Raw genomic sequence first — 18,146 nt, 5'->3', positions numbered from 1 at the left:
TAACTATTCATCCGTTTTCAAAACTGCAAGGAACGCTTCTTGAGGAACTTCAACCGATCCTACCATCTTCATGCGTTTTTTACCTTCCTTCTGTTTTTCAAGAAGTTTACGCTTACGAGAGATATCTCCCCCATAACATTTCGCAAGTACGTTCTTGCGTAAGGCCTTGATCGTTTCTCTTGCAACTATTTTAGCACCAATTGCGGCTTGAACCGCAACATCAAATTGCTGACGATCAATTAATTTTTGAAGTTTTTGCACCAAGTCGCGACCTTTCCAGAAAGAATTGTCGCGGTGACAAATAATTGAAAGGGCATCAACTTTATCCCCGTTCAAGAGAATATCAACTTTTACCAGGTCAGCGATGGCGTAGTCTTTGAATTCATAATCCATCGACGCGTAACCTTTAGTTAGACCCTTTAATTTGTCATAGAAATCAAAAACCATTTCACTCAAAGGAAGATTGTAAATAACCTGAACTCTATCAGCGGTGATGTACTTAATCTCCTTCTGGAATCCACGACGTTCTTCACATAAAGTGATCATTCTTCCAACGTATTCGTTGGGAACGTGAATTGAAAGTTCAACCATTGGCTCACTTACAGATTCAATCTCACCTGGTTCAGGCATTTCACTTGGATTAGAAATCGTCAGTTCAGTTCCATCAGTTTTTAGAATTTTAAAACTTACCGATGGCGCTGTTGAAATTAAAAGTAATCCGAACTCACGCTCTAGTCTTTCCTGAACAATGTTCATGTGAAGAAGACCTAAGAATCCACAACGGAATCCAAATCCAAGAGCTGCCGAACTTTCTGGTTCGTATGTAAATGAAGCATCGTTAAGAGCGAGTTTTTCAAGAGCGTCGCGAAGGTTTTCATAGTCAGTAGCTTCGACTGGGAAAATCCCGCAGAATACCATGGGTTTTACTTCCACATATCCCGGAACATTTGGAGTCTCTTTTTTGTTGGCATGAACAATAGTATCACCAACATTAACGTCACGAATAGTTTTAATACCACAGATAACCATCCCTACTTCACCAGCAGTTAGTTCATCCACTTCTGTAAAGAATGGCGAGTTCACTGCAAGTTTTAAAACTTCATATTCCATTCCAGCATTTTTCAGCCAGACTTTTTCACGTCTTTTTAAAGTCCCTTCAACAACACGAACTAAAATCACTACACCTTGGTATGTATCAAACCAAGAATCGAAAATTAAACATTGAAGATCGTTTTGAGGAGTTCCAACTGGAGGTGGGATTCTTTTTACAATTTGCTCTAAAAGATTCTCAATTCCAATTCCACTCTTTGCCGAAACTTCACAAGCTTCACTCGTGTCGATTCCAATAATATCTTCAACTTCTTTTTTCACGCGTTCAACGTCGGCGTGGGGTAAATCAATTTTGTTAATAACCGGGATAATTTCCAGGTCGTGCTCCAGGGCCATGTAAACGTTGGCCAGTGTCTGAGCTTCCACCCCTTGAGAGGCATCTACAACCAGTAAAGCACCATCACATGAGGCCAAAGAACGCGAAACTTCATAGGAGAAATCTACGTGTCCCGGAGTATCTATCAAATTAAAATAATAGGTATTGCCATCCTGCGCCTTATAAGGGATACGAACAGCCTGAGCTTTAATTGTAATACCGCGTTCGCGCTCTAAATCCATATTGTCGAGCAGGCGGTCTTTTTTCTCGCGGTTACTTACGGCGTTCGTTGCTTCCATAATACGGTCAGCAAGTGTCGACTTACCGTGATCGATGTGAGCGATGATTGAAAAATTGCGAATAAATTTTTGATCCATATAACCCTAAAATAAAAGATAGAAATCACGATATCACTAGAAACTTAAAAATTGAATTTTTATATACAAGACCAAAGGTAACTTTCATGAAAATAGACTTTAAAATAGAACATATTGACCCAATTGGACAAGGCGTATTTAAAGAAGAAGCCGCTGTTACATTTATTAAGAAAACTCTTCCTGGTGAAGTTGGAGTAGCTGACGTTTTTTCAAAGAAAAAAGGTGTTCAGTTCGCAGTTTTAACTGAAGTGACAGCTCCATCAGCTGACAGAAAAACTCCAGATTGCCCTCACTACGCTCAATGTAATGGGTGCGATTACCAACATACAACTTACGAAAAAGAAGTTGAGTTTAAAAAGAACGCGCTTAAACGCCATATGTTTAAATTCCCTGAAATCGATGTGACTTTCCATAAGGCAAAAAGACGTCTGGGTTACAGAAACCGCATTCAACTTCACTACGATAAAAAGAAAAGAGTTCTGGGACTTATGAACTACAAGAACGAAATCGTTCCTGTACCTGATTGTAAGATCATCGACCCAAGTGTTGCTTATGAATTGCGTGCAATTTACACAAACAATGCATGGCTAAGACTGGTTGAAAAAGAACCAGCAAAAGGACATTTAGAATTATATTCAAAAGACAACAACCTTGGTGGACACAACGTAAAAGTGTCAGTTAACCGTCCATATGCCAATGGTGGATTCACTCAAGTAAACTCTGAAATGAACGAAAAACTTCGCCACTGGGTAGAGAAAAAAGCTGCTGAGCTTATTCCACACAAGGCCGTTGTTTACGATCTATTCGGTGGAAACGGAAACCTGTCTGTAAAATTTAGAAATCCTACTTTAGTAGTAGATAAATACCGTACGACTCCTCAACCTTCAGGGCATCAGAAGTTCTATTCGCTGGATTTATACGATCCAAATGCGATTAAAAAGTTAATTGCTCTTAAAGCAGAAGGATATCCTCGTCCAAATTGGCTTATTATCGACCCACCACGCTCGGGATTAAAAAATCTCAATGAATTTCTAAATGAATTTAAGCCAGATGGATTTATTTTCATTGCCTGTGAAGCTACTAGTTTTACTCGCGATACATTGGGGATTTTGAACAATTACGAGCTAAAAAGCGTTGAAATATTCGATCTTTTCCCATCAACTCAGCATTTTGAAACTATTGGTATATTTACAAGAAGACCTAATAACGCTTAAAATATAATCATATTCTAATGGATTGGGATGTGAGGATCTTTTTATGGAAATCAAAGCGTTTTTGGTAACACTTTTAGTGTTAACTATTTCTTCTTGTTCAAGCAATCAACTTAAAGACCAGACACCGGAAGAAAAGAAGGCCGAGGTTTATTACGGTCAAGGCACTAACGAGTTAGTGAAGAAAAACTACGCCCAAGCGCTGGCGTACTTGATGAAATCAAAAGAGCTTAATCCAAAAGACAGTAAAGCTAGAAATAATTTAGGCATGGCCTATTATTTTAGAGATCAACCAGAACTTGCTGAGCAGGAACTAAAAGCTGCGATCTCTCTGGATGAGAAAAATAGCGACGCCCATTTAAATCTTGGTTCAATCTACATGGAAAAAAATAGATTGAAAGAAGCTCGCATTCAATTTGAATATGCGCTTAAAGATTTAACTTTTCCTAATCAATACAGAAACTATTACAACCTTGGGCTTCTTTCACTTAAAGAAGGTGACCGTCGTGAAGCTTTCGAGTTTCTGGCAAAATCAATTAAAGAAAAATTAGACTACTGCCCTGCTCACTTCAAACTTGGTGAAATGTATTCTGAAGAGTTCCGTTACAAACAAGCTCTTGATGCTTTCAAAGAATCAGGAAAAGGAACTTGTGTAAGTGATCCTGCTCCTCAGTACCAACAAGCAATGACTCTCGTAAACTTAAACAGAACGACTGAAGCGAAAAGAAAGTTTCAGGAAATCATGGAAAAATTCTCATCAGGCCGTTACGGTACAATGGCCGGAATTCAACTAAAAAAACTTAATAATAACGACGATACTCCAACAACAAGGGCAACTCAGACTGAAGTGATCAGACAGAATCAATCAGTAGAGACTCCAAACTTTTAAAAATTATGACAGAAAACAATACAGACGAAACAAAAACAGAAGAAACTAACCCTACAGAGCATACAACTCCCGTTGCTGCTTCTGTTGTTGACGAGAGCATGACTATCGGTCGCTTAGTGAAAACTAAGAGAGAAGAAAAAGGTCTAAGCTTAAAAGTGATTTCGCAACAAACCAAGATCCACATCGGCTTACTTGAATGCCTTGAGGCAGATCAGTTCGATAAACTTCCAAGCAAGACTTACGTAAGAGGCTTTATCAAGTCGACTAGTAAGATCTTAAACATGGATCAGGAATTGGCACTTCACCTTCTTGATATGGCCTACGCTAAAAAAGAAAATAAAACAGCGACTGTTATTCCTAACAAAGAAATGAGAACAGAGACTGCTAGAAATACTTTATCGGCAATTGCTTCGACTCCACTTGAAACAGTCAAATCAGTCACAGCTTCTTCAACTCTTTTCCTGGCAAAAGCTGCTGTTGTAGTTTTAATCGTCGGAGTTGTAGGTTTTAACATTAAGAACTTTATTCAGAAGTCTTCAGAAGAGTCTGAAACCAAACTCCCTGAAGTTCTAACGACTCTTCATAAGAAAAGAGACCCAGCACCAAAACCTGCTCAAAAACCAGTTGTAGTTGAACCTAAAATTGAAGAGCCCATTCAGGTTAATTTAATTCAGGATAAGAACCAAAAAAATACAGATGTCACAGTTAACGACATCAACCTGAAGACTATTTCTATCGGTGAAAAACAATACGTTGAAGACACTTCAATGTCTGAAGCTGATCAAAAAGAATTACTTCCAGCGAAATACAGAATTCAGCCGGTGAAAGGAACTGAAAATATTTTCATCAATGCAAGTGAAGGTGAATCATGGTTAACTTACAAAGTTGACGACAAAGACATTAAGAAATTTGTTTTACGCCAGGGCAGAACTCTTTTTCTAAGTGGAAAAGTGATTCGTCTGTTTCTTGGAAACACACACTCGCTTAAAGTTTTCTACAACAATAAGTTAATCAATCTAAATGCGACTAATAAATCAGGTGTGAAGAATCTAGTTATTCCTGAAGAGTTAAAAACTAAATACCTGGCCCCACTATTTGTTTTCCAGGATGATGGAACAGTTGTGACAAGTGATGACTTCTTAAAAGAGAATCAGGCCAAAACAAAGACTCCTGTAACTCCAGCACCAGCTGCTGAAGCAACAAAAACTCCGGTTAAGACTAAGAACTTATAGTCTTAACCGACCCAATCTAACTTTCTAAAATAATAAATTGAAATTAATCCTAAAAGGACACTAGGTGTGAAACTCGCAAGAGGCGCACTTAGTACTCCTCTTTGGGCAAGACTTAATCCAAAAAAGTAAATTCCATAATAGCTTAACAAAATGACGATCGCGCGGATTGAATTATTGCTCGTCGATCCTCTTCCCTTCTTAATTCCCAATGAGAATCCAAGCAGAACAAAAAAGACAATCTGAGGCACAATAATGAATCGCCCGAAGTATTCAATTTGCGATTTAACAATTGTTTTGCGGGCCTCTGCTCTATCTCTTTTTTCTATGTCATTTTTAGGAGGAAAACGATCATTGTAAGTATAGTCTTTCTGGCGCGTTTCAATTATTTTTGCTAATTCAGAATTCGTTTTCATGCTGTCTTTATCCAGCATACTTGAAGACATCTCGGCGCTAAAAACAGGAAAGTCATACTCCTGAAAAAGAATCTTTTCGATCTGATCTCCTTCCGAATTTATTTTAATAATATTTCCATCAGTCAAATGTAGTCTCAAGCTAGGTGCTTGAGTGGCATTCGCATAAAGCTTAATTAGTGAACCTTTGTTCGCGAAGATAATTCGTTGTTCACCAGTTTTCTTTGCCAGGTCACTACTGTCTTTATCTTTTACATGAAGAAAAACTTCTTCAAAGTTATCTCCATCTTCAGAAACATTCTCAGCAAACAAAGTAGCATTGGGAATATCAGTAAAAAACTGTCCTGATTTAATACTGGTTAACATTCCCGTTGAAGTCAGCTTCACAATTGTATTTTTGAAGTTACCATTGGCCTTGGGGATATAAACACTGCTTAAGGCAAAAATTGTTAGGCCAATAAGCAAGCTGACGATTAAGAAAGGCTGATAAATTTTAAACTTAGTAATCCCAAAAGAGCGCATCGCAATGATTTCTGAGTCATCGCTTAATTTATTGAGCGTGTAGATCGTTGCAAAAAAGACGGCCAGAGGAGCGGCCAATGGGAAGAACGAAACACTTAAATTTAATACCATTTCCAGAACGATTCCCACTTCTATACTTTTAGTAACTATCAGGGAGATGATCCTGAACATATAAAATGTAATGAGGAAGGCCACGAAGAAAACGAACCCTATCATAAAGGGTGGAATAAAATTGGACGCTAAATACCTGGTAGTTACTTTTATCATAGACTGTGCTATTTTAGCTCGAATACAATTTTTTAAACATCAAAAACATAGGAAGTCATGATGAAAATCAACTTGAGCTTTGCACCAAGTCAAACAAGCACTGAACTAAACATCTACGCATGTTTCAATAAGACACAAGAAGTTAAGGCAGCAAAGACTGCAACGACAACAAAAAAGGCAACGACTAAAGCTGCTCCAGCTACTGCTGCTAAAACTGAGAAAGTTCTAGTAAACAACCACTGGTCAGAAGAAGTAACCGAAGCTTTTACTCATGCAGTAGCTTCAAGACACTACAAAGGTGACGTTGGAGAGACTTTCGCACTAACTCTGGTTAATGGCCAAAGCGCTATCATCCTTGGCCTTGGTGACAAAAATAAACTAACTAAAGAAATCGTAAGACGCCAAATCGCTCATATCTATAAAGCAATCTCTGGAAGATATGAAGACGCTACAATCCACGTTGATGGATTCATGGTTAAAGGAAAAGCTGAAGAATCTCTAGCTGCTATCGTTGAGTCACTACATATGACTTCATATGTTTTCGATCGCCACCTAAGCGTTAAGAAAACTCCAAAGCTACAAACGATCGTTCTTTTAACAAACGAAAAGAAAACTTCTGCAAAGAAATTTGAAGCAGCAATCGATGAAGCTCATAAAGTTGGCGAATCAATTCGTGTAGCAAAAGACTTTGTTAACGAAGCACCTAACCTTCTTCACTCTGAAGCTTACGCAAAAGAAATTGAAAAAGACGCTAAAAACCTTAAAGGTGTAAAAATTAAAGTTCTTGGTGTTCCAGAACTTAAGAAAGAAAACATGGGAATGTTCCTTTCAGTAAACAGAGCATCTGAATACGGAGCTCGTCTTGTTCACTTAACTTACACTCCAGCAAAAGCTACTTCTAAGACTCGTCACATCGCTCTTGTAGGAAAAGGATTAACTTTCGATACAGGTGGATATTCATTAAAGCCAGGTGCTTCAATGATGAACATGAAATTCGACATGGCAGGATCAGCAACTGTATACGCTGCTTTCAGAGCTGCAGTTCTTCTTCAACTTCCAGTTAAAATTTCTTGTTACCTTGGTATGACTGACAACGCTGTTAACGAAAAAGCAACTATGCCAGATTCAATCGTTACAGCTCGTAACGGAAAGACTGTTGAAATCCTAAATACTGATGCTGAAGGACGCTTAGTTCTTGGTGACGTTGTTAACTACGCTTGCGATAGCAAACCAGACGCTCTAATCGACGCTGCAACTCTTACAGGAGCTGTTCTAGTAGCATTAGGATCTGAAGTTTGTGGATTGTTCTCAAACGATCAAAAGCTTGCTGACTCTCTAATCAAGTCTGCAAAAAATGCTGACGAATACATGTGGCAACTTCCAATCATCGAAGAACACAAAAATGATATGAAAGCGATCGTTGCTGATCTTAAAAACATCGGTGGATCTGGAAACGGTGGATCTGCTAAAGGTGCTGCGTTCATTGAATACTTCGTTGAACCAGGTATCTCATGGGCACACTTAGACATCGCTGGTATTGGTGACTCTCAAGGACACCTTCCATACTGTTCTCCAAAGGGAGCTTCTGGTCTAGTTATCAGAACTCTTGTTGATTACTTAAAACAACAATAGATTGAGCTTTGGAATGCAGCTTCGGCTGCATTCCTTTCTCGTCTTCAATAAAAGATCTTTTTATGAGCAAATTCAAAATCGTTTTAGTCGCCCCTGAAATTCCTGGTAACACTGGAAGTATCGGCCGAACTGCGGTTGCTCTCGACCTTGAACTCATCCTTATTAAACCACTCGCTTTCGACATTGATGAAAAAGCTGTACGTCGTGCTGGTCTCGATTATTGGAAGTACGTTAGTTTAAAAGTTTATGAGAACTGGGAAGAGTTTATCGAGAAAGAGAATCCAGCCACTGATAAGATGTTTTTGTTTTCTAGATTTGCTACGAAACCGTTGTTTGATGTGAAGATTACTAAAGACTCTTATTTGGTTTTTGGTTCTGAGACTAAAGGCCTTCCAACTGAGATCAAAGATCAGTTCAATTCACAGCTAGTGACTCTCCCTATGAACTCTGAACATATCAGATCACTAAATCTTGCCAATGCAGCGACCGCTGCAGCTTACGAAGCATTAAGACAGATTGATTTCACTTAATTGAAATTTTGGGCAAAAAAAAGCCAGAGCATTCGCTCTGGCCTATATATCTGCAGGGTAACTTATTAACTTAAGATCTTGGTTTCGGAAGAACACATCCAGCCATTGATAAATCAATATTGAAGTCAGGACGTAGACATGAATAGATATTGTAAGTCTGTTGACCATACTTCTTATCTTTTAACACAGTAACCTTTCCATCTTGAGTAATCTCACATGGATTATTCACAGCACACGATTTACCATTCTCATTTGCAGTATTGTTAATCGCGATCACCGAACGAGTTCCACGAGCGATAATTGGTGAACCTGAAGTCCCGCCAACAGTAGCGCATCCATTAGTGTAACGAATTGAATCCGTAAACATCCAATCCCCTTCTTTTAAGTTGAAGATGAATGCATCGATTTCACAGCTGTATCCGCGATCCCAAAAACCAGAAACGATATCAATACTAGTTCCTTCGAACGGTCTTACTGAATCAAGTGTGAAAGATTCGATTTTGTATTTTGATAAAATTGATTCATACGATTCTGATAATTCATAAAGAGCGATGTCTGTATTAGTCATCGTAGCGTATAGAACCTTTGTTGCTTTAACAGGAAATAGCTTCATAGCTTTGTCGAAGATTTTCATGTCACGAGCTTGAGCTTTGTTATAAACAACTTCATTTGGTTGAAGCATTCCACCAAACATACCTTTTGAATAACAGTGACCGTTAGTTAGAACGATCGCCTTTGAAGTCATTGGCTGGCCAGCAAATCTAATTAAAGATCCTGAACAGTTGTTCAACTTAATGATTCCTTCGAAATCATAATCGTCTGCCATAGATTTTTCACTATGATCAATTGTAGTTTTTAATGCATCAAACGGTGCAGTTGGAAAAGCGTGAGCAATATTTGCGAGAGATAGTATTGCTAGAGCTAGCATGAACTTCATATAACCATCCTTGGATCAATCTAATTAGATACTCTAGATAATCATAAGATTCTTATGAAGTGTTTGTAATCCAATAAAGTATGTCATCTGAGCACAAAAAAAAAGCCAGGTGGTTAGACCTGGCTTTTTTTACATTAATTAAATCCGTCTGATTAACGATTAGAATTTGTAAGTTAACCCTACTCTAGTAGCAAGGTTGTCGAAAGCTAGCATACCTTGGTTCTTGTTAGCCGTAGTACCTGCACCGTTAGATCCAGAAGTTCTGTTGTTGCTAGTTAAACCTAACATACCATCAACAGCTACTTGGCCAAAAGTCAAAGTTGCACCAGCATTTACTTCAGTAGAGTTAGCAAGTGTTGCCTTCCCAGTTGTTCCGTAAATGTTTCCGATTAAAGTTGCAGCTGTGTTACTTAAATCAGTTGCACCAATCGTAAGTCTCTTGTTGTCTCTTGTTCCCCAAAGGTTTTGAACAATAGATCCACGAAGAGTTAACCATTCAGTTGCTACTGCTTCGTATCCAATGTTAACTGGAACGATTAAGTGGCGAACTTCACCTTTAGTAGCATATTTTAAGTTGATGTCTGTTTTCTTAGCTGAAATAGCTGCGAAAATTTTTCCACCTTCGTTAACAGCATATTCTTTACCGATACCAACGTAGTAACTAGTGAAATCACCTTTTACGTCTGTTGTTCCAGTAGCTTTTTGCTCCCAACCGTAATGCTTAACATATCCGAACGCGCGAGCGAAATCGAATAAGTAAGATCCACCAAGTTGAAATCCTAACTTTCCTTTGAATTCTTGTGTTCCAGTTGTAAATGGAGACTCTGAAGAACTTTTTAATGAAATGTTAGCATGTGCATCCCAGTTAGATCCGATAACACCAAAACGAGTTGCGATACCAGTTTCTTTTACTAAAGTAGCGTCGTTATTTGAGTGAGCATAAGTAGCGTTAGCTCCCCACTTTATTCCTGCATCCCCACCAACGAATACGTCGATTTGGTTATCAGCTGTAGGAAGTGCAACAGCAGGAGCCGTTCCTGATCTTGTAGCTGCTACTCTTAGAAGAGATGATGTGTTCGATTCGTTACCGTAGTATACACCGTAAGTAAGTCCACCGATTTTCTTAAATACCCCACCTTGAGCTTTTGGTCTGTGGTTTGTATCAAGTGACTGTCCTGCGCCAACAGTTAATCCATTTGATCCGTATTCAGTAACTAATTGATCAGCGTAAAGATTTACGTATGCAGAGTTCAAGAAGATATTTCTTCCATCTTGAATATAGTACATACCTTCGTTGTCTGTTTCGTTCATACCAAGAGCTAATAGTCTTGATTCTGTAGCAAATGCAGATGTTGAAAGAAGCAATAATGCTGTTCCAACTGTTAATAATTTTTTCATTGCAGGATTCCCCTTTAAGCAAATTTGTCGACTTTAAAAACTCTTAAAAAAAAGCCCTCCATAAAGGAGGGCCTTCTATTTATTCATTTAAGAAATTAGAACCAGTAAGAAACTGCAACTTTAGTTAAAAGGTTGTCAGTTGTTAATGTACCTTGGTTTGTTCCGTTGTTAGCTGAAACTGTTCCGTTTCTAGCAGCATCAGAAGTTCCGATTAGACCATCAACTTTAAGTTTACCGAAGTTAAGAGTTGCACCAGCATTTACGAAAGTTTGGTTAGCGTTTGTTTTCTTTTTCCCGTTAACATCTTTAGTTTCGTTAAGGAATACGTTTTGAGAAACGGCTCCACGAAGAGTTAACCAAGAAGTAGCGTCTGCTTCCATTCCGAAAGTTACAGGAAGTGTATTTGTTTTTGTCTTACCAGCAGCAGCTCCACCAGTTGTATCTTCTGAGCTTGCGATAGAAACTTTTACGTCTCCGAAAACTCTAGCAGTTGGGTTGATTTCCATTGTACGACCAGCACCAACTACGATTGCAGAAGTTTTAGCAGTTGTATTTGCTGCAGCAAGTTTTTGCTCAGCTTTTGTGTTTTCGTATGAAGCGAAGAAAGTATAGTCAGTCCAAGTAAACGATCCACCAACAAGGTATGATGGCTTAAGTTTCCACTCGTCACCTGAAGCAGCAGCACCTTCTGATTTATCAGAGATATCTACGTTAGCGTAACCTTCGATAGCACCAGCAACTACACCAAGACCAATTCCGTATGCTGTGTTTTTCTTGTTTACACCAGCAGTTGTAGCTTCATCTTTTCCACCAGCATAGTGAAGTCTTGCTCCCCACTTAACACCCATGTCACCAGCGATAAATAGATCAAGAGCGTTGTCTTGAGCTAGGAATCCGTTAGCTACTCTTGTAGTGTTCATAGATCCATCGTTACCAAGGTATAGACCATAGTTGAAAGCTCCCATTTCACGGAAGAATCCACCTTCAGCTCTTGGAGCGTTGTTAGCGTCAGAGTTAACAGCTGTTCCCCACTCAGTAACTAAATAATTTTTTGTTTCGTTAAGAGCAGCTGGGTTTCTGAAAACGTTTCTTGAATCAGCAATGTATTCTGATCCACGATTTCCGTCTTGTCCTAGTGCCTGAACTCTTGCTTTCGAAGCAAAAGCGTTTGTTGATAGAACTGCAAGTCCTGCAATTACTAATACGTTTACGTTTCTTTTCATCAATCTTCTCCTTGAAGTTAAACTATTGAAATAGTCCTTATAAAATCACGTCATTGATTTTATGGTCGGAGGAGTCCGGACTTTTGTCAACACACTCTACTCAAGTTTTTTTGTGTGATTTGTATGCGCAACTAAACCACGCATCACGCCATTTAATGTCTCTGGAGAATACTCGAAGTTGACTATTTCGCGCTGCTGTTTTGAAACTGGAGCGTTAATACCAATGAAAAATAGATTCTTATGCTCGGCCGGATGCTCTTCTAAACTTTTGTCAAAAATCATGTCGTCAATTTTAAGACACCCAATTTCTTGCTCTAAAGAAATATATTCGCCGCTTTTAATTTTTAAATAATTTTCAAAAATCTTCTCCATATTCTTCTTTAAAAGACGAATTACGCGAGAAACATCCTCTTCAGACATCAAATGATCTTCCAAAAAATGCATAAATTCGATTTCCTGGACCCCTTTATTGTCTTTAAATTCACCGATAAAGTGACCCCATTCATGCGTGTAACTTAAAGGAATGAACAAAGTTTCTTTCATATCTGATAAAGGTTTTTCATCAAAAACATATTTCACGAATAACGCTGAAGACGTTTTTGTACTCTCACAGAACTGAATAAAAGCATCTGAAAGCTCACTCTTCTCAGAGTAGAATTCCAGATAATGATAAGGAGAAAGACCAAAATATAATTGCTCACAATGAAACTCAGTTCCATTGATACATTCAACGATAAATCCATTTTCAGAGCGTCTTAGTGACTTCACTTTTACGTGATAAGCTTCTTCGCTCACCTGATTGATGAATTCATCAGAGTGAGAAACGTTTTTAAAAATTTGTTCGAAGTCTGGATCGATACGATCCCCAGTGAAGAATCCTTCATCGTACTTCAGGGCCTCTGACTTACTTCTTCCGCCAAAACTTTTCCATGTCATATCTTTATAGAAAAGAGCGTTTTCACTACATTTCGTAATCGTCACGTCAGGGTATAAATCTTTGAATAGTCTTTGATTTGTTTCGCCGCGAATTGAGCTCGGACCTTTTGGCAGTAGATCTGAACGTAGAAGCGCATCTTGCGACAATAAACGTACGTTTTCAGCGCCATGAGCGGCCTTTAAATCACTATAAAGAGAAAGAGAGAAGATATCTTTCCCAATCACTAAATAAGGAACCACGATGGTTTCTCTTTCAACAACGGCAATTTTTTTGAGTTTATGGATATCTTTGAAGGCCATGATATTTCCTTGAGAGCACACTTTGAGTTTTGAAAAGCAAAGTGTACTTCAAAGAAATTAAGACTGAGAAGTAGAAAATTCTATTTAATAACTAATCTGATTCCTGCGTTCACTTTTTTAGATTTTTTAATTAAATCAGTGTTCGACGCTATTAACCGTTTTACGGAGATGCCGTGCTTTTGTGCCACTGTGAACAGTGTTTCTCCTTTTTTTACGGTATAATAGCGCATTGGCTTTTTTCTAGATGCATACCTCTTTGCTCTGATAGCACGTGAGTTACGTTTCAGAATTTCGCGACGTGGTTTTTCAAATAAGTCAGCGTAAAGATTGTTGTCTGCACTTACTAATTCACCTTCTCTGAAAGGAAGTTTTACAACATCACCCGCAGAAAAATGAGTTTTTTCAGAAACATTGTTTAGGCCCGCCAGGACATAATCTTTTCTAAGTTTAAATTTCTTAGAAATGGCAGCTAAACTCATTCCTTTGTTCGGAACAACGAATTGCTGGAAGTTTACAGCTAAGAAATCCGTTTTAGCGCAGCAGTTAGCATATTTCTCTGCTGTATTCGGTGGAAGTCTTAAACGGTAGTCTGCAATATTTGGTGGAGTAAACCATCTTAGAACTTCCGGGTTTAGACGTTGAATTTCTTCGAAATCAACTCCAACACTTTCTGAAAGTTTAATTAAGTCAGTTCCTGCTGGAACACTGATTTCATCAAAGTCTAAAGGCTCATGGAATTCAACATCATCAAAACCAAATGACTTTAGGTTTTTTCCGATAATCGCAAGGGCCATAATTTTTGGAACGTAATTTTTTGTTTCGTCTTTAAGATACTTCCCTTTTGTAAGGTGCCAGAAATCTTCAGACTTGTATTTCTTGATCGCGCGACCAAGTTTTCCTTCTCCGGCATTGTAAGCAGCAGCTGCTACTTCCCATTGTCCGAAATCATCATAAAGTTTTGCCAGGTATCTTGCTGCCGCAACTGTTGCTTTAATTGGATCGCGTCTTTCATCGCGGTACCAGTCTTGCTCCAGTCCGTACATTCTTCCTGTGTATGGCATGAACTGCCAAGGTCCAACAGCTGCTGCCCATGACTTCGCTGAATTGTTAAATCCACTCTCCGCCATTGCTAAGAAAATTAAATCTCTTGGAAGTCCGTGCTCTTCCAAGATTGCTCCAAGAATTGGTGCATATCTTCCCGCTCTTTCAGTATAGCGCTCGAAGAATGGACGTCCTCTGTTTAAGAAATAATGAACCCATCTTTTTACCTGGGCATTATACGTAACAGGGATATCAAAATAATTGTTTTCTAAGTTTAGTTCTTCAGCACCTTCAAGGTAATAAGTTTTACCTTTGTAGTTACCTAAACCATCAAGAGTCGAAGCTCCTGTGATCATCGAACGTGATTGAACTTTCGCAATTCTAGAAGACTGTTCTTCGTCGATTTTCTTATCTTGCTCAGTGTAGTCCGTCTTCTTCAAACGCAGGTAAGCTTCACGAACACTTTCAGAGGCAAAACCATCTTTTGTGTGCGGAGTTGAAACTACTTTAGGGGCCGGTGTTTTTGAAGATGAAGCACATGAGGTAAGTACAAGAGCTACTACGAGGACAGATAATTTAGATGTTGTTGATCGAAACAGTACGTTTTTTTTCATAAATATTATCATCCTGATGAAGTCACAAGGGTGATCCAACGCTCCTGTTGAATCCAAGCACAGATACAGACTTCAGTGTAACCGCAATCCGGGTAAAAAAAAAGTTTTTTCCCATCTAGTTATTAAATTAAGAGCCGCATAAAATAGTCCAATGAATGTTCTATTCATCAAATTACTTCCGCTTATATGCCTCTTTCTAGGTCTTTCTACACCTGTTTTGGCAGATATAAAACCACCAAATTATGATTTTACCTTTGACTCTCTCGGGCCTTTTTTACCCGGTGGAACTTTAGAAAAGGCCAAAACAGACAAAACAATTCAGTCAGATATTTTTGAAGATCATGGAAATCTCAAAATTATCAAACTTAAATTAAAACGCGCGAACTACCATCTCGATGTGTATGTGCAAACCAAAGACGATAAAATCACCGATATGTTTGTGAGACTCCCACAACATTTTATCCACGATATTTTTCTCGCCGATTTACAAAAAAAATATAAGAAGCAAGACAAGTACGTTCAAAAAGATATGAACGCTTTGTATGTCTGGATGAACCGTGACGGCAACAACATCATCTATCAGGGAAGTTGCTCCATCACTTGTTTTCCAATGTTCATTGAAGTGGTGAGTGCAGATAAAACAGTGGTACCGCTTTATCAAAAATTCAATGAAGCATTACCTAAATGGTAACGTTTTTCTTCTTAGCGTAGATCCCGACAAAAATTCCTACGATGATCATGATGAAACATAGAATTTGTCCCATCGTTAAAAATCCAAAGTAGTATCCAAGTTGAGAATCCGGCTCGCGGTAGAATTCAACGATAAATCTAAAAATACCGTAACCTGAAATGAAAACCGCAGAGATCATTCCATAAACTTTTACTTTTCCTCTCATGATCCAAAGAAGCACTGAGAGAGCAAGACCTTCAAGAACTGCTTCATATAATTGCGAAGCGTGACGAGGATAAAGTCCCCCACCGTTTGGAAAAATAATTCCCACCCATGAGTTTGTTGGTCGACCGTAAAGTTCACCGTTAATGAAGTTTCCTAAACGTCCCCAGAAAAGTCCCTGTGAACCGGCAAGGGCCACAGAATCCATCACCTCAAACCATGTAATCTTGTTTTGCTTAGCAAAGATGTATCCACCAACACACAGACCAACTAAAGCACCGTGGAAGCTTAATCCGCCCTTCCAGACAGCAAGCAGCTCCATCATGTTAACTGAATAGTAATCCCAGTTATAAATGAAGACATAAAAGAATCTCGCACCGATAAACATACAGATGATCATCGTCGTGATTAATGAATCAATTTTTTCTTCCGGGACTTTGAAGAAGTTTTTCTTCACAAGAATTTTTAAAAGGAATCCGGCGATGATAAACCCGACAACATACATCAATCCATACCAACGGATCTGGAATTTTCCTAAATCAAAAATGACTGGATCTAAATTGTGAACGTAATGCGTATTCATATTTCGTATCTCTTTTTAAAATAATTTTAAAAAGGATAACGAAGAGTGACTACAATGACAAATCAGTTCTCGGCCTAAAACTTTCTTCTGGATGCACCAGACCTTCTGTCATTCTCGCCAATGTCTGAATCATCTGTCTCACAGGCACAGATAATCCTGTGTAATCGAGATATGAGCAATGCGCAGACATGAAGCTTAAAAGTTCTTCATTAGTCATGCGAATATTTCTTCCGTGCAAAGTTGGATCTAATCTTAGAACTTTAAATTTCGGCCCAAGCTTTTTAATTCCATCTAATGAAAGAATGCGATTCCCCACTACATCGATAAACACAGCTTCACCTCTGGACTCAATGGTCCTTTGTAGGACCATCCCATCATCAACCGTCACACCCCATAATCCCAGGATGCCATGGTGAACCAGGGCCCAGCTTAAGTAACGATGAATCACTGTTCTTGCTGCTAGTTTTTTATCAGCTTCTTTGCTCGATCCGAAATCACTGTAACAACCAAACTCCCAGGCCTTCACTCCGAAAGAATAAACCATGAATCCCACATTTTTATAACGGTAGACCTGATAACCCGGTTTCGGGATCACCGACTCTTGCCCGTAGCGGTCAGATTCCATCGTTGACTGAATTTGACGCGACACTGACGGACTGGCCTCAGAAATATTTAAACATCTAGATGCATTATTTTTCTTTAAAATGGCCAGCGCTTCGACTTCTTCTTTTTCATTTAGTTTCACGAATTTCATCGCAACAAGGAAGTCTCCGAATCCACTTTCAAAGCTTTGCGGGTCCATACTGATGTAAACTGGAAGGTTGAGTTCTTTTTGGTATTGGTAGTAAACTTTTTTACTCATAGCACAAACCTCATTTAGCATGGGGTTTTCCCCAGCGGTACTAAACGTATCGGAAGACTATTCCCTTGACATTAAGGGGGACTTTGCTTAAAAATCCAAGGTTCATAAATAGTGGTTAAAATTAGGGCCAACAAGTTTTATATCCGAGTCAAAAGCTCTGAAATAAACCCCTGGATTTACCTATTTACTTAGGAGTTTTCAATGTACGGAATTGTAGAGATTGGTGGACACCAGTACAAAGTTCAAGCAGGAGATCTAATTGATGTTGAGAAACTAGCACACGATGCTGGCGCAACTATCACTTTAGACCAAGTTCTATTCATCGGTGGAGATAAGCCACTTGTTGGAGCACCAGTTGTTGGTGGAGCAAAGATCAGCGCAAAAGTTATTATGCACGATCGCTCAAGAAAACTAATCGTTTTCAAGAGAAAACCAGGTGGATACAAGAGAAGAAACGGTCACAGACAAAACTTTACTGCTCTATTGATTACAGAAATCAATGACGGTGCAGGAAATACTGTTAAGATCGATAAAGCATCAAAAAATGCTGAGAAATATTTAAAATAATTAAAAGAGTTTATTCAGGAGTTATACAATGGCACACAAAAAAGCCGCCGGGTCCACAGCTAACGGTAGAGATTCAAATCCTAAAATGCGTGGAACAAAAAAATACGGTGGAGAACAAGTTATCTCTGGGAACATCATCGTAAGACAAAAAGGAACTAAACTATTTCCAGGTACTGGAGTAGGAATGGGTCGTGACTTCACTATCTACGCAACTGTAGATGGAGTAGTAAAATTCACTCACTACACTAAGTCTAAAAAACTAGTTTCAGTAGTTCCAGCTTAGTTTTTACTTTCAAA

Annotated in this window: 17 protein-coding genes; 8 read left to right on the top strand and 9 right to left on the bottom strand. The window is 38.7% G+C overall.

The genetic code is table 11. From position 1 onward, the window contains the following. Positions 1-3: 3 nt before the first annotated feature. On the bottom strand, positions 4-1,803 hold the full coding sequence (gene lepA / locus SHI21_RS11055) for a translation elongation factor 4 (RefSeq protein ID WP_323576638.1): 1,800 nt from the start codon (positions 1,801-1,803) through the stop codon (positions 4-6). Positions 1,804-1,889: 86 nt separating this feature from the next. Here lepA and SHI21_RS11050 point away from each other — a divergent pair, with 86 nt between their 5' ends. The 3 genes from SHI21_RS11050 to SHI21_RS11040 are packed head-to-tail and all read left to right on the top strand — an operon-like array spanning position 1,890 to position 5,135. Next, positions 1,890-3,017, top strand: coding sequence for a class I SAM-dependent RNA methyltransferase (locus SHI21_RS11050; RefSeq protein WP_323576636.1), 1,128 nt, complete (start codon positions 1,890-1,892; stop codon positions 3,015-3,017). Positions 3,018-3,060: 43 nt separating this feature from the next. Beyond that, the gene (locus SHI21_RS11045) at positions 3,061-3,903 is read left to right on the top strand and encodes a tetratricopeptide repeat protein (RefSeq protein WP_323576634.1); all 843 of its coding nucleotides are present in this window, start codon (positions 3,061-3,063) and stop codon (positions 3,901-3,903) included. A gap of 5 nt (positions 3,904-3,908) precedes the next feature. Continuing rightward, on the top strand, positions 3,909-5,135 hold the full coding sequence (locus tag SHI21_RS11040) for a helix-turn-helix domain-containing protein (protein ID WP_323576632.1): 1,227 nt from the start codon (positions 3,909-3,911) through the stop codon (positions 5,133-5,135). A 2-nt stretch (positions 5,136-5,137) separates the two neighbouring features. On the opposite strand, the gene SHI21_RS11035 is transcribed toward SHI21_RS11040, so the two are convergent. Continuing rightward, entirely contained in the window at positions 5,138-6,334 is a 1,197-nt protein-coding gene (locus tag SHI21_RS11035) for an LptF/LptG family permease (protein ID WP_323576631.1), read from the bottom strand. 60 nt (positions 6,335-6,394) lie between these two features. Between SHI21_RS11035 and SHI21_RS11030 the strand changes: the two genes are divergently transcribed. Next, positions 6,395-7,966: a leucyl aminopeptidase family protein gene (locus SHI21_RS11030; protein ID WP_323576630.1), complete on the top strand. Its 1,572-nt coding sequence runs from the start codon at positions 6,395-6,397 to the stop codon at positions 7,964-7,966. Between the two features lie 62 nt (positions 7,967-8,028). After that, positions 8,029-8,496: a tRNA (cytidine(34)-2'-O)-methyltransferase gene (locus SHI21_RS11025; protein ID WP_323576628.1), complete on the top strand. Its 468-nt coding sequence runs from the start codon at positions 8,029-8,031 to the stop codon at positions 8,494-8,496. A 70-nt stretch (positions 8,497-8,566) separates the two neighbouring features. Here the strand turns inward: SHI21_RS11025 and SHI21_RS11020 are convergent, their stop codons facing one another. From SHI21_RS11020 to SHI21_RS11000, 5 genes are all read right to left on the bottom strand, one after another. Beyond that, complete coding sequence (locus SHI21_RS11020; protein WP_323576627.1) at positions 8,567-9,433, bottom strand: serine protease family protein; 867 nt, start codon at positions 9,431-9,433, stop codon at positions 8,567-8,569. Between the two features lie 159 nt (positions 9,434-9,592). Continuing rightward, positions 9,593-10,831 carry a hypothetical protein gene (locus SHI21_RS11015; protein WP_323576624.1) on the bottom strand — a complete coding sequence of 413 codons (1,239 nt, stop codon included), beginning with the start codon at positions 10,829-10,831 and terminating at the stop codon, positions 9,593-9,595. Positions 10,832-10,926: 95 nt separating this feature from the next. Next, positions 10,927-12,054: a hypothetical protein gene (locus SHI21_RS11010; protein ID WP_323576622.1), complete on the bottom strand. Its 1,128-nt coding sequence runs from the start codon at positions 12,052-12,054 to the stop codon at positions 10,927-10,929. Between the two features lie 96 nt (positions 12,055-12,150). Next, on the bottom strand, positions 12,151-13,290 hold the full coding sequence (locus SHI21_RS11005) for a hypothetical protein (protein ID WP_323576621.1): 1,140 nt from the start codon (positions 13,288-13,290) through the stop codon (positions 12,151-12,153). An 80-nt stretch (positions 13,291-13,370) separates the two neighbouring features. Continuing rightward, complete coding sequence (locus SHI21_RS11000; protein ID WP_323576619.1) at positions 13,371-14,945, bottom strand: lytic transglycosylase domain-containing protein; 1,575 nt, start codon at positions 14,943-14,945, stop codon at positions 13,371-13,373. A gap of 151 nt (positions 14,946-15,096) precedes the next feature. Between SHI21_RS11000 and SHI21_RS10995 the strand changes: the two genes are divergently transcribed. Then, positions 15,097-15,636, top strand: a complete 540-nt coding sequence (locus tag SHI21_RS10995; protein WP_323576617.1) for a hypothetical protein — start codon at positions 15,097-15,099, stop codon at positions 15,634-15,636. Here SHI21_RS10995 and lgt read toward each other — a convergent pair. Both lgt and SHI21_RS10985 read right to left on the bottom strand, forming a co-directional pair. Continuing rightward, positions 15,626-16,420, bottom strand: a complete 795-nt coding sequence (gene lgt, locus SHI21_RS10990) for a prolipoprotein diacylglyceryl transferase (protein ID WP_323576615.1) — start codon at positions 16,418-16,420, stop codon at positions 15,626-15,628. The genes SHI21_RS10995 and lgt overlap by 11 nt on opposite strands. 49 nt (positions 16,421-16,469) lie before the next feature. Next, positions 16,470-17,282 (bottom strand): hypothetical protein, encoded by an 813-nt coding sequence (locus SHI21_RS10985; RefSeq protein ID WP_323576613.1) that lies wholly within the window; start codon positions 17,280-17,282, stop codon positions 16,470-16,472. A gap of 201 nt (positions 17,283-17,483) precedes the next feature. Here SHI21_RS10985 and rplU point away from each other — a divergent pair, with 201 nt between their 5' ends. Further along, on the top strand, positions 17,484-17,849 hold the full coding sequence (rplU, locus tag SHI21_RS10980) for a 50S ribosomal protein L21 (RefSeq protein ID WP_323576611.1): 366 nt from the start codon (positions 17,484-17,486) through the stop codon (positions 17,847-17,849). Between the two features lie 28 nt (positions 17,850-17,877). Beyond that, positions 17,878-18,132 (top strand): 50S ribosomal protein L27, encoded by a 255-nt coding sequence (gene rpmA, locus SHI21_RS10975; RefSeq protein WP_323576610.1) that lies wholly within the window; start codon positions 17,878-17,880, stop codon positions 18,130-18,132. The last annotated feature ends 14 nt before the right edge of the window (positions 18,133-18,146 follow it).

Origin of the sequence: Bacteriovorax sp. PP10, assembly GCF_035013165.1 — a bacterium.
Lineage (GTDB): Bacteria > Bdellovibrionota > Bacteriovoracia > Bacteriovoracales > Bacteriovoracaceae > Bacteriovorax > Bacteriovorax antarcticus.
The sequence above is the reverse complement of the archived record's forward strand: the minus strand, read 5'-3'. Positions and strand labels throughout refer to the sequence as shown.